This is a genomic window from Serratia sp. TSA_105.2 (genome assembly GCF_052692115.1).
The window spans coordinates 447,004-466,996 of sequence record NZ_JBQZFT010000004.1; the positions used below are offsets into that span (position 1 = coordinate 447,004).

Annotated in this window: 18 protein-coding genes; 7 read left to right on the top strand and 11 right to left on the bottom strand. The window is 44.2% G+C overall.

Going from position 1 to position 19,993, the window contains the following annotated elements; all coding sequences use genetic code 11:
- Positions 1-7 precede the first annotated feature (7 nt).
- Positions 8-586, top strand: coding sequence for a hypothetical protein (locus tag ACUTSC_RS16255; protein ID WP_445653444.1), 579 nt, complete (start codon positions 8-10; stop codon positions 584-586).
- A gap of 209 nt (positions 587-795) precedes the next feature.
- Here ACUTSC_RS16255 and ACUTSC_RS16260 read toward each other — a convergent pair whose 3' ends face one another.
- The 3 genes from ACUTSC_RS16260 to ACUTSC_RS16270 all read right to left on the bottom strand — a co-directional run bounded on the left by ACUTSC_RS16260 (position 796) and on the right by ACUTSC_RS16270 (position 5,177).
- Entirely contained in the window at positions 796-1,899 is a 1,104-nt protein-coding gene (locus tag ACUTSC_RS16260; protein ID WP_445653445.1) for a reverse transcriptase family protein, read from the bottom strand.
- Positions 1,900-2,065: 166 nt separating this feature from the next.
- Positions 2,066-4,183, bottom strand: coding sequence for a retron Eco8 family effector endonuclease (locus ACUTSC_RS16265; RefSeq protein ID WP_445653446.1), 2,118 nt, complete (start codon positions 4,181-4,183; stop codon positions 2,066-2,068).
- Positions 4,184-4,655: 472 nt separating this feature from the next.
- Positions 4,656-5,177 carry a helix-turn-helix domain-containing protein gene (locus tag ACUTSC_RS16270; protein ID WP_445653447.1) on the bottom strand — a complete coding sequence of 174 codons (522 nt, stop codon included), beginning with the start codon at positions 5,175-5,177 and terminating at the stop codon, positions 4,656-4,658.
- A 911-nt stretch (positions 5,178-6,088) separates the two neighbouring features.
- Here ACUTSC_RS16270 and ACUTSC_RS16275 point away from each other — a divergent pair.
- Positions 6,089-6,514: a hypothetical protein gene (locus tag ACUTSC_RS16275; RefSeq protein WP_445653448.1), complete on the top strand. Its 426-nt coding sequence runs from the start codon at positions 6,089-6,091 to the stop codon at positions 6,512-6,514.
- A gap of 119 nt (positions 6,515-6,633) precedes the next feature.
- Here the strand turns inward: ACUTSC_RS16275 and ACUTSC_RS16280 are convergent, their stop codons facing one another.
- The 5 genes from ACUTSC_RS16280 to ACUTSC_RS16300 form a co-directional block, all read right to left on the bottom strand.
- Positions 6,634-6,954 (bottom strand): hypothetical protein, encoded by a 321-nt coding sequence (locus ACUTSC_RS16280; RefSeq protein ID WP_023486611.1) that lies wholly within the window; start codon positions 6,952-6,954, stop codon positions 6,634-6,636.
- 26 nt (positions 6,955-6,980) lie between these two features.
- Positions 6,981-7,367: a hypothetical protein gene (locus ACUTSC_RS16285; protein ID WP_445653449.1), complete on the bottom strand. Its 387-nt coding sequence runs from the start codon at positions 7,365-7,367 to the stop codon at positions 6,981-6,983.
- Positions 7,368-7,403: 36 nt separating this feature from the next.
- Positions 7,404-7,682, bottom strand: a complete 279-nt coding sequence (locus ACUTSC_RS16290) for a hypothetical protein (protein WP_023486609.1) — start codon at positions 7,680-7,682, stop codon at positions 7,404-7,406.
- Positions 7,683-7,861: 179 nt separating this feature from the next.
- A complete protein-coding gene (locus ACUTSC_RS16295) occupies positions 7,862-9,061 on the bottom strand; it encodes a relaxase/mobilization nuclease domain-containing protein (protein ID WP_445653450.1) in 1,200 nt (399 codons plus the stop codon).
- The gene (locus tag ACUTSC_RS16300; protein WP_445653451.1) at positions 9,030-9,467 is read right to left on the bottom strand and encodes an ATP-binding protein; all 438 of its coding nucleotides are present in this window, start codon (positions 9,465-9,467) and stop codon (positions 9,030-9,032) included. Before ACUTSC_RS16300 ends, ACUTSC_RS16295 begins: the two co-directional genes overlap by 32 nt.
- Before the next feature lie 260 nt (positions 9,468-9,727).
- Between ACUTSC_RS16300 and ACUTSC_RS16305 the strand changes: the two genes are divergently transcribed.
- Positions 9,728-11,536 (top strand): DUF4209 domain-containing protein, encoded by a 1,809-nt coding sequence (locus ACUTSC_RS16305; RefSeq protein WP_445653452.1) that lies wholly within the window; start codon positions 9,728-9,730, stop codon positions 11,534-11,536.
- Between the two features lie 1,101 nt (positions 11,537-12,637).
- Here the strand turns inward: ACUTSC_RS16305 and ACUTSC_RS16310 are convergent.
- Genes ACUTSC_RS16310 through ACUTSC_RS16320 form a run of 3 tightly spaced genes read right to left on the bottom strand, consistent with a single transcriptional unit; the run spans position 12,638 to position 15,444 of the window.
- Positions 12,638-13,630: a Vgb family protein gene (locus tag ACUTSC_RS16310; RefSeq protein ID WP_445653453.1), complete on the bottom strand. Its 993-nt coding sequence runs from the start codon at positions 13,628-13,630 to the stop codon at positions 12,638-12,640.
- Between the two features lie 29 nt (positions 13,631-13,659).
- Positions 13,660-14,631: an aldo/keto reductase gene (locus ACUTSC_RS16315; protein WP_445653454.1), complete on the bottom strand. Its 972-nt coding sequence runs from the start codon at positions 14,629-14,631 to the stop codon at positions 13,660-13,662.
- Positions 14,632-14,643: 12 nt separating this feature from the next.
- Positions 14,644-15,444: an SDR family NAD(P)-dependent oxidoreductase gene (locus tag ACUTSC_RS16320; protein ID WP_445653455.1), complete on the bottom strand. Its 801-nt coding sequence runs from the start codon at positions 15,442-15,444 to the stop codon at positions 14,644-14,646.
- A gap of 106 nt (positions 15,445-15,550) precedes the next feature.
- On the opposite strand from ACUTSC_RS16320, the gene ACUTSC_RS16325 reads away from it, so the two are divergent.
- The 4 genes from ACUTSC_RS16325 (at position 15,551) to ACUTSC_RS16340 (ending at position 19,983) form a co-directional block, all read left to right on the top strand.
- A complete protein-coding gene (locus ACUTSC_RS16325; protein ID WP_445653456.1) occupies positions 15,551-16,444 on the top strand; it encodes a LysR family transcriptional regulator in 894 nt (297 codons plus the stop codon).
- Positions 16,445-16,862: 418 nt separating this feature from the next.
- On the top strand, positions 16,863-17,180 hold the full coding sequence (locus ACUTSC_RS16330) for a PTS sugar transporter subunit IIB (protein WP_033641898.1): 318 nt from the start codon (positions 16,863-16,865) through the stop codon (positions 17,178-17,180).
- Between the two features lie 12 nt (positions 17,181-17,192).
- Positions 17,193-18,554, top strand: a complete 1,362-nt coding sequence (gene chbC, locus ACUTSC_RS16335) for a PTS N,N'-diacetylchitobiose transporter subunit IIC (protein WP_049200339.1) — start codon at positions 17,193-17,195, stop codon at positions 18,552-18,554.
- A gap of 43 nt (positions 18,555-18,597) precedes the next feature.
- Entirely contained in the window at positions 18,598-19,983 is a 1,386-nt protein-coding gene (locus tag ACUTSC_RS16340) for a glycoside hydrolase family 1 protein (RefSeq protein ID WP_445653457.1), read from the top strand.
- The last annotated feature ends 10 nt before the right edge of the window (positions 19,984-19,993 follow it).

A 19,993-nucleotide genomic window follows, 5' to 3' on the forward strand; every position in this document is an offset into this window, starting at 1 on the left:
ACAGGGAATGAGTGCAATCGATACTTTAAGGGAGTATGCCGAAGTATGGCGGCTATTTGGTAGTATGCCAGATGATGCAACCCTGAGTGCTGAGGTTTCGGCCCTTTATCTTGGTGTAAGTGTCAAAACATTGGCTCGTTATCGCCAGACTGGTAATGGCCCTGCTTATATCCAATACCAGGCAGAAGACAGCAAAGCAAGGAATCAACGAGTAAATTATCTTTTAGGTGATTTAAGAACATGGCGTGATCGTCATAAGGTCAGCAGCACAATGGAGGCTGCACAGGTCCGTGGACTGGCTTTTACTTCATTGGTTGACTTTATCGAACCGGAACCTTTCTGGACTATTGATAATAAAATTTATTCACATGTTCTTACTGTTTCTGACGAAATATTCAAGGAACTATTGAATACAACCCGTGCAGAAGTTATCTGGATCTCTGTGGAAAAAGTTTTGTTTGAGGATTGGCATAAGGCGAGAGAAAGACAGAGATGGAATGATCTTTTTATTGTATTTATGAGTGGGTTGTTACAATCTTGTGAATCGGAGCAGGAGAGACACATACTTAAGGAAAGCTTTATATGAGAAATTTTTCGAATTATAGTGGCGGTAAAGTATATGCTTTTTAATATCATACTAATAATTATTTGATAGGTAAGGCTGCTTTAAATAGTGAGCCATCATGCCCACTGTGAAATAAAAAAAGCATGAATGGGGAGGTGTCATAAAGTATCAAATAGCCGTATATGAATCAATGAGCATTACAAAAATGCCTATTGATTCATTAAATGTGATTATACAATGTATTTTTCTAAGTCTTTGGCAAGTGACTTAACTGTTTTGAGGCAGTTTTGGTCAACGCAATTATATGATTCGTTATATTTTATTAGCGAAACAAGATATGAGCGATAACCTCTTAATTTATTTTGTAATTGGTCAGTGGCATATTTATTATAGAACCGATAATCGCTATTGAATTTGTTTTTGAATTTAGAATAGTTTAGACCGAAAAAAGTCTCCATAATATAAATAGCCGATTTACCCTTAAAAAGTGAACGTAGAACTTTCTTTAAGGTTTGTAATTTTTTATTTGATAATCTGATTGCACCTGTAGAGTTTTCTCTAAATATGTTACTGAATAATGTTTTTTTTGGCCTCGTATTTTGGATAACATAGCCATTTAATGAAATAGTGTTTTCACAAGCTTTTCTTTTTGATTTCTTGAGAGTTAATGATAAAGTTGAAATAAAAATTGATATTTCTTTTTCAAATTGCTCTGAATGGATGAAATTACTGTTTGCAGAAGAAAAAAGTAAGTCATCAGCGTATCTACTATAAATTATATTTTTATCATCGCAATATTTTTGAATCAAAATATCAACCCTTCGAAATATAATGTTTGATATCGCAGGTGATGAAGGGAATCCTATCGGGAGAACATAATCCCCTCTCAGTGACGAATCAGAAAAATCTTTACTGACCGTATGCAAGAGAGTCATTTTTGCTAAATCAAGAGCCGAATATAATTTACCTTCCTTTGATGAGTTAAATAGGCCTTCGAGAAGGGAGTTTACTTCTCTTACAGGGATAGAGTGGAAAAAATTTTTAATATCTAATCGAAGGAAATAATATCCGGTAATATGAGGCTTAAGAAAATCGTAATATGATTTACCTTTAATGAAGCCGTATGCAGCCGAATTGATCGGCTGGCGTGATAGTACAAATTTGGTTATTCGTTCATTAATTTTATACTGTTCAGAATCTTTTGATATTTCGAAAAAAGCATTATTACCAATGTTTCTCTCGATAACGGATAAATCAAACTTATCAAAAAGACCTAAATTACCTTTGAGGATGGCATTTTTAAAAAAATCATCACTAACTTTATTTTTATTCATGGTGCTCCAACCCGATACAAATGAACAACATTACACCGTAGGTGTGACTCATCGGCACACTAATACAAGTGACCAGATTAGCAACTACTGGGACTATGCCCAATGGAAAGGAGCGAACCCCTAACTATCAGACAGGAAGGGCAAGCCTTCAGACACTCGTGAGAACTCATATCTCCCCTCTACTATCGGGTTGAAGCCTACGGATGATATCATATAGTTCAGGGAAGTAAAATCTGAAAACACTTCCGAAAGTATTATCATGTAATTTAGCTTCATTTGCGACATATTCGACGGAGTAATTTAAGAAAGAAGTTGTCCATCCATCAGTTTTGTTAAGATGTTTATTAAAAATAGTACTTTTTTCCAATGCATTCATCAAATATTTGGCATGCTTAGAAGTTTTCTTTAAATTTTCATTTAATACTTTCCCGTTTTTGAGAGTTTGCTTATAACTTTCAAAATTAAAAGAACTATAATCTACTAATGTATCTGTCTTGCCATTGAATATCACCCTCAAATAATCTATTAACATGTCAGAAGTAATATATTTACTCTTTGAAATTCGAGCAATTAATTTGTCTATATCTATATCATGTTTTGCAGCAAGCCATTTGTAAAAGATCTGAGCACTATCTTTTTGGATTAAACATCCCTCTAATGTTGTTCTGTTTAAGTAAATGTTTTTATACAAGAGTCTTTTTTTGACTGCACTAAATATATTGTCAAAATGTGATGAGGGTAAGAATATTTGCTTGAGTAGATCTACATGGATGCTTGCACCTGAATACTGTATTAAAAGTTCATTGTTTTGTTTTATCTCTCGATGTTTTCTACTGAATCCAAGGTTATTTCGTTTAATTTCTAAATTTAATGTATCTCTGTCAAATCTATAGTAGTCGCCATTGTTTTTAAATTTTAAGGTAAAACTTCCAGCCACACCTTTTAAAGATATGGCCTTATCGGCATCAAATAAATACATGTAAGGTATTGAAGAGTTTGAATACGCTGGATTTATACGCTCACCTATAGTATTGCTACTGCTTTTATAAATATCAATATGTTTGAGGTGAGTAAAATGTTCTGATAGCTTCATATTGCCGAAAACTTCAAGCTCAGTCTCGCCTTCCACAAAAAGTATAAAATCGCTAAAAAAGAGTCTTGCCTCATTATCGCTAAAAATATTAATAAAACTTTCGTTATCGAAAGTTGAATTCAATATCTTAACATAAGTGCACGAATCTCTCGTTTTTTGAAAACAAAAAAATCTCTGTTTTTCGCGAAACTTTTTTATTACTTCTTTTACGATATTTGGTGAGTGTGTTGTTATAAATAACTTAGGACGAGTGACCCTGTCATTTATTCCTTCCTGATACTTATAGCTATTAAATATTTCTTGCACTAAAACTTCGTTCATTTTAGTATGTAAACCCAGCTCTGGTTCATCAATAAAAACAAAAGGAGTAATATATTCTCGCCTGGATATTGTAATTAATAGATTGAGATACGTTTTTATGTAATGGAATGAGTTTGTTCCGTCAGAGTGAAATCTTAAATCTCTCTCATCAATTTCAAACTTATATCCTTTTAAACCAGCTTTAATGTAGCTTAATATTTTTTCTTTCTGTGTGCTTGCTTTTGTTGAAATGTTTTTATTTAAATCATCGATGTATTTTCTATAAGAACTATCGCCACCGGAATTGATAGAACTATCAAAGAAATCAATAACAGATTCATCTTCAATTTTTGAAAGATTGAAAGACTTAATTCTTGAGACTAGATCCCATAAATTATCCCATTCATGGAGGTTCATGTGTCGTGGCTCAATATGGAAAAAAGGGAATAAATAAAGAATAAGATTTAAGATCTGACCATCTTTTGTTGACCACTTGACTTTTCCATCATTGTAGATGTTGAGTGATAATGTGTATGTTGTTGGTTCATCAGTATAGGCTGCGAGCGAGAATAAACTCCTCCTAAAAGGAGGTATTAGTTTTCTCATGATGAATTGAAAATATGGGTTAGTAGTCTGTCGGCGGGCAATTCTAAAGATTTTAGTTGTATCAAATGTTAAAGATATGATACCTTTGTATGAATAATTTGAATGCAGTCTCAAGGGTAATTCTTCTTTACCTTCAAGTTTATTGTAATAAAATTTTAATGCTTTTAGCAGGTTTGATTTCCCCACATTATTTCTTCCCACGATACAGTTCATATCATGAAGCCCATTGATTTCAATATCATCGAAAGATAGTAAGTTTGTGATTTTTATTTTTAGTATTGTCATGTTAGAACCAATGATTTGTTAAATAACACCGACAATACAAAACCGATAGCAAATTGTCAATTATATTAATTAAATATTTGTGCTGGTTTACATGGTTAATTTAGGTTCTCAATCTCCGTAATGAGTGCTCAAGGAGTAGTTTATTATTACTCTTTTGATTGATAGTGTGTTAAATGCTTTTGACAGTTATTAAAAATAAATCGTGATAAATATTTTATGTGTAAAAAATATTTAGTCCATTAGATTTGATATTTTATATGAAATGTTTGTAATTTAGTTATTAGGTGAGGAAGTTGATAATTATTGTTATGCCTATAAAGAAAAGAAAGTATTCTAATGGATTTAAATAAAACTTGTAATGCTATGAAGAGAATGAGTAATGTAAAATTAATACACCTCCGATAAATTGGAAGGTGTAATGTATAAACTAATTTTAGTATTATTCTAGAATGATTGTATTTAGTAGTCTCTGTTATTTTTTTTTCGTCCTGTTTCGAGAGGAATAAAAATTAAAAGCGTTATTAAAATGTTCGGTTTCTTCTTTTGACTTATTAAACTTATTCATTTGCTCCTCATTAAATTTATGAGGAATCCCTTTTACACATAAATTAGAGTTCAAATAAACATGATCGTCTTCTGTATTGCGAATAAGTATCTTTTTTTCAAATAACTCTTTAAATGCTCTGGAAACATTAGATTTTTGAAGTCCTAAATCTTTTGCTACTTTTGATTGTGAGAAGTTAACAAGAATATTACCATAATCAATAATTGAAAAAAGATAAATAATTATTCGAAAAGAAGTTGGTGTTAGTTTCATTCTTGCCAGAGTGCCTATGTTTGTTTTAAAGATCATGGAAAAATCATCTTTAAAGGAGGTTTTCCTTTTATTACTGGCTTTAATTCTAAGTTCTTCTAAATCGTCTAATGATACGTCTAATGCGTCTGCAATCGCGGATTTTTGTTCTCTGGTTAGAATAACATTTGTATTTATCATATTATCTCCTTTTGTTGTTTATCTGATAATATATATTGCATATTTTATTTAATTGTCAAATTTTTTTTCATAAAGAAACAAATTATTTTATCTATATTGATATATGGAGTATTAAATTAAATACTATGGGTGGTAGATTTAATGTTTCAGGTTATAAAATAAATAAACTTACTTCATGGAAGTCATTACCGCACATCTGATTTAATATTATGACTTACTTAGTTTTATTTTATTTGTCTTTCGCAAGATAAAAGATTAATAAAGAAATAAGAAACCATCGCATTACAATACTAATTTGATCTGCCATATTGTCTTGCTTAATTCAATATCGAATATATCCCTTATGTTTATGTGTATAATGTAATGAAGTCTGCGCAACTTCAGTGTTGCGCCATTGGACTTCGGTTATCATTATTTTTTTTTGGACTAAATGTAAATAATTACACTATATACAGTTATCTGGAATTAAATGAATGAACAAGGTTGTCGCAGAAGAGCTAAGATATCAGAATAACTGAAAATCATTGTATTACATGATTATAAAAATCGGCTTACGCCGAAAACCTCTGGAAAATTTTTCTACTTCAGCGAGTGAGTGCTTTGTGCACTCAGCGGTGCTGCAAGAAAGTCCGTAGCAAAGTATAAATCAATATCTTCGTATCAGTATATGGGGCGTAAGCCAGTGCGAAGCACATTGTTATAAATATCCGTAGAAGGTTTTTTATTAATTGGTTTTAAATTCGATTAAAGGAAGATTGTTATTTAACTTCCATATATTATTGTTTTGTTTCCAAAAAGTAAGATGATAATTATTTCGAATTGGTAATGATATAAAAATATTTTGTTTTAGGTGTTGATTTTTTATGTTGGCATGGTAGTACTTGATTATAAAACTAAAAAAGGATCAAGCTATGTCTAATAACATTACTCTTTCGCAGGAAGAAAAATTTATCCAGTTGATTGATAAATATATCACTCAGCATCGTGATGATGCTATTAATTCTGTGTTTTACCGAAAGCTGTATGTGCTTTTCGTCGGATATCACCTTAAATATTATTACTCACGTAAGCAATACTGCAACTCGTGTTTTCACGTGGATAATATTATGCAGATGTTCACAGGTGTAGTTTCATCACTCAGGGCTAATGTGCTAATAAAGCTCAACAACAGCCATACGATGCTTTATTGCTTGAATGGGCTTGTGGATTATATTTCTGGTAACCTCAGGGAGGTTGAACAACTCTATGCAGATTTGCTGGCACAGTATGAAAGGAAGAGCATTTCACATTCATTGAATTACGTACCGCCACCTATACGTGGCAGGAAAAGGCTATGAGGATAAGGCAATGTGCTTTATGCACACTATACAGTTCGTGGCACGGTGATATATGTGGGTAAGAAAAAGCAGGAGTTGGTTATCCAGGATCCTGCCAGAGGGGATAATTTTCTAGAATTTTACTTATCTACGACCTGCCAGCCATCATCCGTTTTGACCATTGTGACAGCTGCGGTGGCCTTGTCGTTATTGACAACAACCGTCACATTACATTTATAGCTTTTATCCGATACTTCCACACAGTCATGCTTTTTGACTGATTTTAATTCCCGCAGTGCGTCTTTCGGAACATCTTTGCCGGCTATGGATTTGACGATGGCATTCGTCTGCTCCACGACCTTATTCATTGCATTATAAAGATCTTGCTCGGAGGGCTCATTATTACAGCCACTCAGTAAAAAAATTGAGGCAATGAGTGTAGTAATTGCATATGTTTTCATAAAATAATTCCAGACGGTAGAGTGCGTTATTGAATAAGACCGGTTTTCATCTTGCTGTAATTTTCTGAGAACGTCCATTTTCTGACCGTTTCGTCTTTAAATTCGATTTCGAGTATTTTTGCCTGTGTCTGTGAACCACCCGTCAGTAATCCAACGATCGGGATGAATGTGGTAGCATCAAACTGATTGTTATTCATAAAGTAAGTCCATTCTTCATTGCCGTTATCAAGATTGGTTCTTGTATCTGGCTCGCCCAGGAGGGCAGTGATTTCTGATTTCCTTGTCTTATGTTTAGTAATTTTCGACTGCAGACTTTGTGATGTTTCGTTTTTGAGATGTTGATTTCCTGATGTTGAGCAACCAGAAGTAAAGGAAACGGAAATAAAAAATATAGAAGCAATAAGTCTGTTCATAAGCTCTCTCATTTTAATGTTTTATGCAGTGCAGAATTAATTTTGTTGAATAAAAACAACTCTGTCTGCATATATCTTTTTAATTATACAGATAAGAATAATGATGCTTGCAAAAAACGTAATGACAGAGACAGGAGTGCTGTCGGTTAATGAAAATACTAACCAGGCGAGACCGAAGGCCACGAATTGAAACAGGAATGCCACACTGAGCGGACTTTCACCATAGACCACTTTTGCATGGCATCCGGTGCATATTTTTACGCCGTGGGGACTTTCTTTAAAACAAAAGGGGCACTGAACAGTTTGCTTACTCATTGCAACTCCCTGACCTGATTTAAGGCGATGTCTTTTTGAGCATTTTCAATGAATGAACTGCTTTAGTAAAATTGCTTGTACCGATCGATGGATTCTAGTTGATAGTTTTTGTCTATCATGAGTGATTTATCGATCTGTATAAACGATCAATAATTTCTTGACTAAATTTAAAAAATAAACTAATTAAAATGTGGTTTGTAGTTGGGTACGTTACTAACCAATTGTTCTGAATATGTTTTATCGACAGGTTCAGGAGAGGAGGCAAGTAAGTGAAGATGATAGATTTGTCTAAAGGGACGAGCGGTCGCATACAACAGAGAACCACCCAACAGTCTGAGCAGGTGTATGAGCCTGCTAAGAAATGGAAGCCACACCTGGAAGTGGGATTGGTGTTGTCTGGATATCTGATGGGCCGTAAAGCGTAGTTTTTGGTTCAATTGGATGGTATGGGCAAGTTCATTCTCCCTTTCATTTCTGATTTGCTCGTCGAGTTGCAGTAGTTTATCGAGAATAGTTTCTCTGCTGGGATGTTGTGCTTCTGGCTGTGTGCAAGGAGCAGGAGCAGACTTAGATCGCGTATTAAGTAAGTTTACATGTTCCGGCGAATAATCAATAAGTGTCTGAAGATGTGACCACGCATATTTTTTTCCAAGTTGTGAAGCCTTGAAGGCAATCCCCTGAAATTGAAATGAAAAACCACTCATTTTGCCCGTCGAAGCAATGTTGAGCTGACAGGTTACCCCCTCTTGTTCCAGTTGCTGAATGAAGGATAACAAATCTGGGTGATTGGCTAATACATTATCGATGCAAGTTTGCAAAGCGACTTTTGGGCAGGGAGTAGCCGTTCGTTCAGAGAGCATCTTTTCGTTGCGCGAAAGCTTCTTTATGCTCTGAGATCGTCGGTTAGAAGTTGTCGCTGTTTCTGTGAGACCATGTATTCTTTCAAGCTCACTGATAATTCGAGTGCTGGTAAGGTTCTCATTTTTTCCCAGATACAACTTTCCGTCAGTAATATCGATACGACTGGCAATAATGTGAATATGCTGTCCAGCCTTATCATTATGAAGAACATAGCAACGAAGATGTGTATCAGTAAAACCCATACGGGACATATAGTCGTCGGCTACGGTTGCCCATTGTGCTTCTGACAATTTTTCTCCATGCGGTAAGCGAAGAGAATTGTGCCATACTGGTTTTTTGATATCCGGTCGTAAAATTTTTGTTTGCCCAAACTCGCGGATAAGGTCAACGATATTGTTACCGGCCATATTGCCACCAATAACCCTGGGATCAGTTTTATGGTGTGAAGCCGGTTCAAGTGCATAGACAACTATTCCTGTAAATTGCTTACCTCTTTTGATTTTCTGCATACCTTTCATTTGTATTACTCCAAAAAGTTGAGGGAAGTAGAAGAGTGCGAAGTGTCTGCACCTGCCGTTTGATTACATGCATTTCTGTCATGGTTGGATCGCTGTCAGGACTTTTACCATCGAGGTATGTCAGCAGGCGATTTAAATCTTGTGAAAGGCGACCAAGCTCTACCCATGCACTTTTATTAATCTCTGGTAATACCAAAGGAAGTTTATTCAGCGAAGCCATCCTGAGCCATTCTCCTTTTTTATAGGAACCTCTTTTTTCTTCCAGAATAGATAATTCATTTTCATTTAATCTGACACTTACACAGTATGATCTGATTTCATTCTCTGGTAGCCGTTCAGTATGAAATTTTCCCCTTCTCGATGTTTTTGTTAAATCAGGCTGTTGTTTTTGAGGGTTATAATGCATATAAATACCTAAATTTTAATTGTGTCATGAGTTATATATAAAAGATAATAATAAAACGTCAAGTGTGTAATGTTGTAAGTATAATATTTGGTAAGCTCGATTTTATAAAATGTAAGTTTATTTGTCATGCGGAGGTGATTATTTCTAACAGGAGTGTCGCTGTCATTCCAATTTTTAATGTGCACAAACTTGTTGATGTTTTCATGTTTTATAATATAATTTTTATAGAGTAATATGAGATGGATTTAGAAGGAAGAATAATGAAAAAAGACATTAAAGAAATGGAAAGGATGATTGATATCATTAATGCATGTTCTATGGACATAAATTCATATGGTGATATATCTTATTATTTGTTAGTGCATAAAGAAAATTCTTCGAGCGATTTATTTAAAAAAATTAATACAATATTGAATGCTCGGATACATCTTAAAAAGAAAAATACATTTTATGTAGAACCATCTACTGGGAAGAATTTATCTGACTTGTTAAGTGAAGATGATTTAGATAATATTGCTTTTTTGGCAGAAAAGATAACTCATTTACCTGTACGTGGCCGATTATATGATGTGTTATGGCTTTATAAGAAACCAAGGCAACGTAATTTTGCTTCAGAGGCATTAAATGCTTTTTCATCCTTAGATATCAAGGAAGATAATTGGTATGGATACGTAAAGGATGTTTTCTACAGAGCTCTTTATTTACCAAAGTTCACTCAAGAGTTCTCGGCGTATGATGTGATTGAATCAAAAATAATGGCTTGTTTTCATGAGACTAATAATCCCTACTTGTTCTGTGAAATGGCGGATATAATAACATCAAATAGCATCAAAAATGAAGATGATGTCTTAATCAATAAAGCAATAAGGTCATTTATCTATAAATCAAAAAAATCAAAAGACTATGTGTCTGCCTATCGTTGTCTAACAACATTATATGAGCGGTATAAAAATGATATCTTCCAAGGAAATGGTGATCATAAATGCCAATTAGTGAATTTATACCATGCCAGATTGTTAGATGAAGAAGGAAGGGAGTATCAAGGCCTGCATGCAGTAAATTGCTTTAATGAATCCTTGAAAAAATATAAAGCATCAAAAATTACACTTCGTGGGATCTTTGATGTAGATGAAGCTATTACAGCATTAAAAGCTATGATTAGAAAAGAAGGTAAACATGCCTATGAGTCTATGGCAATAATAAAAACAGAACCATTAGACATTTCCGTTGAAGTAAATCGAGCTATAGAACTTGTTTCAGAACAAAAGGATATAATTCATTCTCTTTACAATTTTTGTTTTATTGCCCATCCAGTCAATAAAAAAAGAATGATTAAAGATGCGGTTGACAGCATTAGGAATCACCCATTTCAAAGTATATTTCCTTCCATAGTAACTGATAGAGATGGCAGAGTTCTTGCTAAAACAAACGGTGTTGAAATTGATGAATTGAAAGATGAGGGTTATAGCTTAGAGAATATTATAATTCCATTATCACAAGGTTTTTCAATATATATATCGCTACAAATACAGGCAAGAATTGCTCCTGCACTTAAACAAATTTGTGAAGAGTATTATATTGATTATAAAGTTATTAAAGATCTTTGTGAGCATTGTGGATTTATACCCGATAGTAAAATAGCCCTTTTCTCGCAAGCCCTGCATTTTGGCTTTGAGTATAATTTTTCTGCATCAGTGCACCTATTGGCCCCTCTTTTAGAAGATATAATTAGAAAGATACTTTATGATCAAGGTGAATACTCTGCAATTATAGATAAGAATGCAAAAAGCACTGAAGTATCTATATCAACTCTTTTAGATAAACCAAAAGCTAAGGAAGTTTTTGACGAGAATTTCCTTTTTGAGTTAAAAATGCTGTTAACTAACAACATTGGCTCTAATCTGAGGAATGCAGTAGCACACGGGTTATTAGATGACGATACTGCCAGTGGGGGGGATGTTGTTTATCTCTGGTGGAGAATATTAAGATGGGTAACGCTATCTGTCGTAATTGGTCATAATGAATATCAGGAACTAAAAAATGCTCCTGTCATTGAGGAATCTGAATGATCAATAGTTAAATTTTATGTTAATATTAATATTAATATTAACCTAAGTTAAATATAGATGGCTATTGTTAAAGCGGTAGCCATATTTATGTGATATTGATGGTTGGCTATAGTTCGGTTGACTTTTAATTATTTAGTTAACTGGCTATTGAAGGCGTTTATTTTATTACGGGCTGTAGTATTAAGTAATTAGAATGTCGGATATGTGGCTATTCTACCTTTTCCAACCAAAGGGCGGAAAAGCAAGGTCAACCCGAAGAAGCATACGCAGTAGCTTCGTAGGGTTAGCCCTTGCTTATCTTATAATTGGCATTACTCATTAAAGAACAATAAGATCTTCGCTTGCACAAGCGAAGTTATAATATAAATCTGGCGATTAATTATTATAAAATATTTAATAAAAACTATTGACATAAATAAAAAATAAGTTATTTATTAATTATGCCATAAATAAAAGAGTTTTTATGTCATACGTCTCCTGCACCATGTGCAGTTAATATACTACTTGCCCCATATATGGGGATATTGGAAAGGTTACTTTGTTTTTGAAGTAGCCTTTCGTCCTTCAAGGCTCACCATCGCTTCTTACTCCTACCGAAGCCAGCCAAGTCGAAGAACTTTTTCTATTTGAAGCGACTTCGAACACCCGGTTAAAGTCCAAAAAATGTATCCCATACGTAGACCAAAGAAAATTACAAGATAATTACTTTATATTTTTCATTGTATTAGGCTGATTTCTCAGGTGCTGCTGCATCATCGGCGTGTGCGAATCGAGTTTATTGGTGCTATTCATGCGATTATTTTTCCAATCCATTGAATGTAAAGGTCACTGTGATTTTCATTGTCATCATTCGCTATCACATTGTCTCAGCAGGCGCCGCCCCATTCAGCGCTTGCCGGGCGGCGCAAATCAAATCATCAAAACGCCAGACGGCGCGCTCAAACCCGAGGTTTGCACAGACGCTTATACTAGCCTAGCGGGCAATCGGCTGTCACAGGTAAAAATGGGAAGCGCTGCGCAAGGCCGGTTTGTAACGTAGCGAGATTGTTGTTCGCCTGCGGGCAACAACGCAAGTCGCCGCCCGCAGTGGTGGTGGAAAGGTTATTGCGCGGCGGTGAGAGGCAGGGGCAGTTGATAAAGGCGGAAGCTGTCGGGCACTTCGGTTTCATGGCCGGGCAGCAGGCGGTGGCGGATGCGCGATTCGCTGACGAAGGCGCAGCCTTGTGGCGTGATAGTTAGGTTGACCGGCGATTCCATGCCTTCGCGCAAGATCTCAATCCGGTGCATACCTGCCGCCTTGGGGGAAGGGATCCGCAGGATCCGCCCCTGGCCGCTCTGGATCGCGTTTTCCAGCACGATCAGCGCGCCGTCCGGTGCCAACCCCACCCCGTCCGGGTTTTCGATGAGGCGCGGCAGCTGCATTTCCGTCAGCTGCGGCTTTGGAGCGTTATAGCTGAGGGTGTAGAGCTTACCGGTGCCGAAATTGGCGACGGCCATCAGCCGGTCGTCGAGCAGCACGATCCCGGCGGCTCCCAACCCGCTGGGAGCCGCCAATTGCGGATCCCGATACAGCGTACTGAAGGCCGTTTCGCCCGGCCGCAGGCGCAGGATGCCGCCGCCGCGGGTTTCCGTCACGTACACTGTGCCGTCTGCGCCGAGCACGATATCGTTGCCCATTTCCCCTGCCGGCAGCGCCAGGCTGCGGTTGAGGGTGCCATCCGCGACGTTCAGCGCATAGATGCGGTTGGCGCGCGTTTTGCCGCCGGAGAGAAAGTCCGGCGAGTTCCCCCACAGCAGCCCGCGCCGTTCGTCCAGCCGCAGCGCGTTTGAGGCGAATACCGTGTCAGCGCCGGGGAAGAAGGTTTCCCACGCCTGACTCGGCCGTTTGCGCAGCACGTTGCCGCTGGTGATCAGCCCGACATACAGCGTACCGTCCGCCGCGCGGGCGATGCCGTTGGGGTAAAGTGCGCCGGGCGGCAGCGTTATGCTGCTTTCTGTGCAATCTGCGCTGACGGCGGCCTGCGCTGGCGCGCTAAGGGTGAATGCGGCAGCGAGGGTGAACAACGCCGCTCGCGCGGTAACAGCGTATGACATGTTTCTCTCCGGGAATGGGGTAAAAGGGGCTACCAGCGTTCGGGGCGGGCCGCGTGCGCCATTGGCGCCTCCAGCGCGGCCACGTCTTCCGGCGATAGTCTGAGGTCGAGCGCCGCCAGCGCATCCTGCAGATGGTGTGGCTTGGACATACCCACCAGCGGCGACGTCACGCCGGGTTTGGCCAACAGCCAGGCCAGCGCGATCTGCGCCGGTGGAACGCCGCGCGCGGCCGCCACCTCCGCTACCGCAGCGACGGTGCGTTCCACCTTGTTTCTGCCGCCGTACCAACGGGGCGCCTGTTCGTCGGTGGCGGCGCGCAGCGTGCCGCCACTGCCGGAGCCGGCCAACACGCCGCGGGCCAGCGGCGACCAGGGCGTCAGGCCAAGACCTTCCTCCAGGCACAGCGGGATCAATTCTTCTTCGTCTTCACGCGTCACCAGGTTGTATTGGCTTTGCAACGAAATAAACGGTGCCAGGCGGTGCTGACGTTGAAAGGCCAGCATTTTCATCAGGCGCCAGGCGTGCAGTGAAGACGCGCCGAGATAGCGGATCTTGCCCTCCCGCACCAGGCCGTCGAGGGTGTCGGCAGTTTCTTCGATCGGTGTTTCGGTGTCGAAGCGGTGCAGTACGAACAAATCGAGGTAATCCGTTCCCAGCCGCAGTAAGGAGGCGTCGACGCTGTGCAGCAGGTGCTTGCGCGACAGCCCGCGGCTGTTCGGCTGCGCGTCCATCGGAAAGTAGGCTTTGGTGGCGATTACCACGTCTTCACGACGGGCGAACGTCTTCAGCGCACGACCGAGAATGCGCTCGCTTTCTCCGCCGGAGTATATGTTGGCGGTATCGAAAAAATTGATGCCCGCCTCCAGCGCCTCGCGGATAAAGGGGCGCGCTTCATCCTCTTTCAGTACCCAGGGCCGCCAGGCCGGATCGCCGTAGGTCATGCCGCCCAAACAAAGGCGGGACACCTTCAGGCCGCTGTCGCCAAGCCGAACGTAGTTCATGGCGTCGCCCCCTCAGCGCATGCCGGCGATGGTGTAACCGCCGTCCACCAGCAGGCTTTGGCCGGTGATGAAACGGGCTTCGTCCGTCGCCAGCCACAAAGCCACATCGCCGATGTCTTCCGATTCGCCCAGGCGGCCGGCGGGCGTGTGGGCGATAAAGGGCGCGAACGCCGTGCTGTCGGCCACGCTGCCGCGCGCCATCGGCGTGTCGATGATGCCGGGGTTGATGTTGTTGACGCGGATGCCCTGGCCGCTGTATTCGAGCGCCACCGCGCGGATCATCGCATCGAGCGCGCCTTTGCTGGCGGAATAGCTGGATGAGCCGGCCAGCGCGCCGTGGGTCAGCCAGGAGGAAGTGTTAACGATCACGCCGCCCGAGCGCTGAGCCAGGAAGGTTTCAATCTCGTATTTCATCGCCAGCCAGACGCCTCGGAGGTTAATGGCGATCACGCGGTCAAAATCCTCGCTGCTCTGTTCGGTGATGGGGGCGAAGTTGCCGATGATGCCGGCGTTGTTGAAGGCGACGTCGAGCCGGCCGTAGTGGGCGGTCACCGTGGCGAGCAGCCGACGGATGTCGTCTTCCTGGGAGACGTCGGCCACGATGGGCAGGGCGTCGCCGCCTGCGAGCGCGATGTCGCGCGCCGTGGCTTCGATTTCCGCCGCGAGCCGGCCGGCCAGCGCGACTTTGGCGCCTTCACGGGCATAGGCCAGCGCGGCTGCGCGGCCGATACCGGTGCCGCCGCCGCTCACCAGCACGACTTTGTCAGCCAGACGGCGCGGCGTTTCATGAGTTGGAGCTGTAGCATTAATCATCGCATCGATACCTGGTAATGGATTCGATCGTAATGCTATGTTGTTAGATGACGGATAACTATCCGCTAAAAATTCATCTCACTATTAGATAATTTATATTAATAGCATGAAGAAACCCGAATTGTCCGGCCTGGCGGCCTTCGTGGCTATCGCCAGTGAACGCAGCTTCCGCCGCGCCGCCGCCCGACTGGGCGTGACGCCGCCGACGTTGACCCACACCCTGCGCGAACTGGAAGCGCAGGTGGGCATTCGCCTGCTGAACCGCACCACCCGCAACGTCTCGCCGACGGAGGCCGGTGAGCATCTGTTGGCACAGCTGGTGCCGGCCTTTACCGACATCGACGCCGCGCTGGAGAGCCTGAATGCATTTCGCGAAGGGCCACGCGGCCTGGTGCGCATCAACGCGCCGCGTTCGGCGATCGATCTCGCCATCGTGCCGCACCTGGGGCGGTTGGCCAGCGAGTACCCCGGCATTACGCTGGAAGTGGTAGCGGACGAGGGGTTTGCCAACATCGTCGAGCAAGGCTTTGACGCCGGCATTCGGCTCGGCGAGGATCTGCACAACGATATGCGTGCGGTGCGCCTGACGCCGGATCTGCGTTTTGCCATCATCGCCACGCCGGACTATTTTCAACGGCACGGCGAACCGACGCATCCGCAGGATTTGCTGCAGCACCGCTGCATCGGCTGGCGCAAGACCTCTTCGGGCGAGCGCTACAAATGGGCATTTCAGCAGGGCGAGCAGCGATTTTCCGTGGCGGTCAGCAGCCCGCTTATCGTGGATGACGCCAGGCTGTTGCTGCAGGCGGCGTTGGCGCACGTCGGCATCGCTTTCGCCATCGAACAGGAGGTGGAAGAACACCTCGCGAGCGGGCGGCTGCGGCGGGTGTTGGCCGACTGGTGCGCGCCGTTTCCCGGTTTTTACCTCTATTATCCCAACCGCAGGAATCATTCCGTGGCGCTGACCACGGTGATCGAGTTGCTGCGTCTGCCCACCTAATCTTCTTTACCGGCCATCGCGTTCGGATGGTAAGTAAGTGAATCAAGCTTGAACTATTTTTATTCCCTCTTCGTTTGTTCGGGCGCAAATAATCCCTTAAATTCCCGGAGAGTTTATAACTGGCTGTTTATAATTGTTATTTGAGTATTTATTGCGAATATTCCGAGTTTTTATCGGTTATTTGAGAGCCCGGTCACACTATTTTTTTATGTGAAATGTGAAGAGGGTCAAGCCAGTAGGTCAAGGAGAGACGGTTATTATCCTAGCTGGCTTACCGATCCGTTTTTCATGCTCCGTATACTGTCTGCAACCAGGGCAACGTGACGGAAATTTTCATAAGGAATGTGCGTGAAGCAATCGTGATTGCATCTGGCATACAAATAACACGGGGTTTTTTTGATTATCTGAGGTGCTTGGTATGGAAAAGAAAAAAATCTATCTGTTTTGTTCTGCCGGTATGTCCACTTCCCTGTTGGTATCAAAAATGAAGGCGCAGGCCGAGAAATACGAAGTACCGGTGATCATCGCCGCCTATCCGGAGGCGCTGGCCGCGGAGAAAGGCATTGAAGCGGATCTGATCCTGCTGGGGCCGCAGATCGCCTACACCTTGCCGGAAGTGCAAAAACAGCTGCCCAACAAACCTGTTGAAGTCATCGATCCGCTGCTGTACGGCAAGGTCGATGGGCTGGGGGTGCTGAAGGCCGCGGTGGCCGCCATCAAGAAAGCCAATCAATAACAGGAGGCCGCCGTGAATACCCTCATTGCCTCGCTCGAGAAGGTTATCCTGCCTTTCGCCGTAAAAATCGGTAAGCAGCCCCACGTTAACGCCATCAAGAACGGCTTTATCCGCCTGATGCCGCTGACCTTGACCGGGGCGATGTTCGTGTTGATCAACAACGTGTTCCTGAGCTTCGGCGAAGGATCGTTCTTCTATTCGCTGGGCGTGCGCCTGGATGCCTCCACCATCGAGACGCTGAACGGGCTGAAGAGCATCGGCGGCAGCGTTTACAACGGCACGCTGGGGATCATGTCCCTGATGACGCCGTTCTTTATCAGCATGGCGTTGGCCGAAGAGCGCAAGGTCGATCCGCTGGCTTCGGCACTGCTGGCGGTGGCGGCCTTTATGACCGTCACGCCGTTTAACGTCGGCGAGGCCTATGCGGTGGGCGCCAACTGGCTGGGCGGCGCCAACATCATTTCCGGTATGGTGATCGGGCTGGTGGTGGCCGAGATGTTCGCTTTCATCGTGCGGCGCAACTGGGTGATCAGCCTGCCGGACAGCGTGCCGGCTTCGGTGTCGCGCTCCTTCTCGGCGCTGATCCCCGGTTTCATCATCCTCTCCATCATGGGGCTGGTGGCGTTCGCGCTGGCGCACTGGGGCACCAACTTCCACCAGATCATCATGGACGGCATTTCGGCGCCGCTGGCCAAGATGGGCAGCGTGGTGGGCTGGGTGTACGTGCTGTTCTCTTCGCTGCTGTGGTTCTTTGGGGTGCACGGCTCCATGGCGCTGGCGGCGCTGGACAGCGGCATCATGACGCCGTTCGCGCTGGAAAACGTGGAGCTGTACAACAAATACGGTTCGGTCGAAGCGGCGGTGGCCGCCGGCAAAGAGTTCCATATGTGGGCGAAGCCGTTTGTCGACTCCTACATCTACCTCGGCGGCACCGGCTCGACGCTGGGCCTGATCATCGCCATCTTCATCGCCTCGCGCCGCGAAGATTACCGCCAGGTCGCCAAGCTGGCGACGCCGTCCGGCATCTTCCAGATCAACGAACCGATTCTGTTCGGCCTGCCGGTGATCATGAACCCGGTGATGTTCATTCCGTTCATCCTGGTGCAGCCGGTACTGACCATCATCACCTCGCTGGCTTATTACTCCGGGCTGATCCCGCCTATCACCAACATCGCGCCCTGGACCATGCCGGTCGGCCTGGGGGCGTTCTTCAACACCAACGGCAGCATCATGGCCCTGTTGCTGAGCCTGTTCAACCTGGCGGTCGCCACCGTGATTTATCTGCCGTTCGTGGCGATCTCCAACAAGGCGCAGAGCCAGATCGACGCGGCGACGGAAAGCGAAGAAGACATCGCCAAGGCGCTGAAATTCTAACAGTGGAACGGGGCGGCGTGGCCGCCCCGCGAGGGACGCGAGTATGGAATATCAATTTGCCGACGGGTTCTGGTGGGGCAGCGCCACCTCCGCGCCGCAGTCTGAAGGGGCGGCCGCACGGGACGGCAAGAGCCGCAACATCTTCGACTATTGGTTCGAGATCGCGCCCGAGCGCTTTCACGATCGGGTGGGGCCGGGCGAGGCCTCAACCTTTTACGACCATTTCCGTACCGATATCGGGCTGCTCAAAACGCTGGGCCACAATACCTTTAGAACGTCGATCTCGTGGTCGCGGCTGATCCCGGACGGCGACGGCGAAGTGAACCCGCAGGCGGTGGCTTTCTATAACGCGATGATCGACGAGCTGCTGGTGCAGGGCATCACCCCGTTTATCAATCTCTGCCACTTCGATATGCCGCTGTGCATGCAGCAGCGCGGCGGCTGGGAAAGCCGGGCGGTGGTCGAAGCCTATGCGCGTTACGCCGATATCTGTTTCGGTCTGTTTGGCGATCGGGTCACCCACTGGTTCACCTTCAACGAGCCGATCGTGCCGGTGGAGGCCGGCTACCTGAATGACCTGCACTACCCTTGTGTAGTGGACTTCAAACGGGCGGTCACCGTGGCGTATCACAGCGTACTGGCGCATGCCATGGCGGTGCAGCGTTTCAGAGCGCGGGAGCTGCCGGGGAATATCGGCATTATTTTGAACCTGAGTCCGACCTATCCGCGTTCCGATGCGCTGGAGGATCGGCAGGCCGCGCACGATGCCGATCTGCTGCTCAACCGCAGTTTCCTCGATCCGGTCGCCAAAGGGCGTTATCCGGCGGCGTTGCTGCAGCTGCTGGAGCGGCATGGGCTGATGCCCCACTGCGAGCCGCAGGATGCGCAGCTGATTGAAGACGGCGTGGTGGACATCCTCGGCGTCAACTATTACCAACCGCGCAGGGTGCAGGCGAAAGAGGGGCGCCGTGCCGAGGGGCCGATCGCATCGCCGGAGGATTTGTTCAGTTACTATGCAATGCCGGGCCGCAAAATCAATCCGCACCGCGGCTGGGAGATCTACGAAAAGGGGCTGTACGACATCCTGATGGATCTGAAAGAGAACTACGGCAATCTGCCTTGTTATATTTCGGAAAACGGCATGGGCGTTGAAGGCGAAGAGGCGTTTATCGGCGTTGATGGGCGGGTGGAGGACGATTACCGCATCGACTTTATTCGCGAGCACCTGAAATGGCTGCACCGCGCGCTGGCGGAAGGCTCGCAGTGCAAAGGCTATCATCTGTGGACCTTTATCGACTGCTGGTCCTGGCTGAACGCCTACAAGAATCGTTATGGGCTGGTGCGGCTGGATCGGGCGGATCAGCGCCGCACCATCAAGAAAAGCGGCTACTGGTTTGCCGAGGCGGCCAGACGCAACGGATTTGACTAACGGGAGGCCG

What these genes read in the sequence shown, in the direction of transcription:
- ACUTSC_RS16275 (WP_445653448.1), top strand. Translation starts at nt 6,089, where the DNA reads ATGTCTAATAACATTACTCTTTCGCAGGAAGAAAAATTTATCCAGTTG.
- ACUTSC_RS16265 (WP_445653446.1), bottom strand. Translation starts at nt 4,183, where the DNA reads ATGACAATACTAAAAATAAAAATCACAAACTTACTATCTTTCGATGAT.
- ACUTSC_RS16270 (WP_445653447.1), bottom strand. Translation starts at nt 5,177, where the DNA reads ATGATAAATACAAATGTTATTCTAACCAGAGAACAAAAATCCGCGATT.
- ACUTSC_RS16295 (WP_445653450.1), bottom strand. Translation starts at nt 9,061, where the DNA reads ATGAAAGGTATGCAGAAAATCAAAAGAGGTAAGCAATTTACAGGAATA.
- ACUTSC_RS16255 (WP_445653444.1), top strand. Translation starts at nt 8, where the DNA reads ATGAGTGCAATCGATACTTTAAGGGAGTATGCCGAAGTATGGCGGCTA.
- ACUTSC_RS16280 (WP_023486611.1), bottom strand. Translation starts at nt 6,954, where the DNA reads ATGAAAACATATGCAATTACTACACTCATTGCCTCAATTTTTTTACTG.
- ACUTSC_RS16330 (WP_033641898.1), top strand. Translation starts at nt 16,863, where the DNA reads ATGGAAAAGAAAAAAATCTATCTGTTTTGTTCTGCCGGTATGTCCACT.
- ACUTSC_RS16325 (WP_445653456.1), top strand. Translation starts at nt 15,551, where the DNA reads ATGAAGAAACCCGAATTGTCCGGCCTGGCGGCCTTCGTGGCTATCGCC.
- ACUTSC_RS16320 (WP_445653455.1), bottom strand. Translation starts at nt 15,444, where the DNA reads ATGATTAATGCTACAGCTCCAACTCATGAAACGCCGCGCCGTCTGGCT.
- ACUTSC_RS16340 (WP_445653457.1), top strand. Translation starts at nt 18,598, where the DNA reads ATGGAATATCAATTTGCCGACGGGTTCTGGTGGGGCAGCGCCACCTCC.
- ACUTSC_RS16300 (WP_445653451.1), bottom strand. Translation starts at nt 9,467, where the DNA reads ATGCATTATAACCCTCAAAAACAACAGCCTGATTTAACAAAAACATCG.
- ACUTSC_RS16315 (WP_445653454.1), bottom strand. Translation starts at nt 14,631, where the DNA reads ATGAACTACGTTCGGCTTGGCGACAGCGGCCTGAAGGTGTCCCGCCTT.
- ACUTSC_RS16285 (WP_445653449.1), bottom strand. Translation starts at nt 7,367, where the DNA reads ATGAACAGACTTATTGCTTCTATATTTTTTATTTCCGTTTCCTTTACT.
- ACUTSC_RS16260 (WP_445653445.1), bottom strand. Translation starts at nt 1,899, where the DNA reads ATGAATAAAAATAAAGTTAGTGATGATTTTTTTAAAAATGCCATCCTC.
- ACUTSC_RS16305 (WP_445653452.1), top strand. Translation starts at nt 9,728, where the DNA reads ATGAAAAAAGACATTAAAGAAATGGAAAGGATGATTGATATCATTAAT.
- ACUTSC_RS16290 (WP_023486609.1), bottom strand. Translation starts at nt 7,682, where the DNA reads ATGAGTAAGCAAACTGTTCAGTGCCCCTTTTGTTTTAAAGAAAGTCCC.
- ACUTSC_RS16310 (WP_445653453.1), bottom strand. Translation starts at nt 13,630, where the DNA reads ATGTCATACGCTGTTACCGCGCGAGCGGCGTTGTTCACCCTCGCTGCC.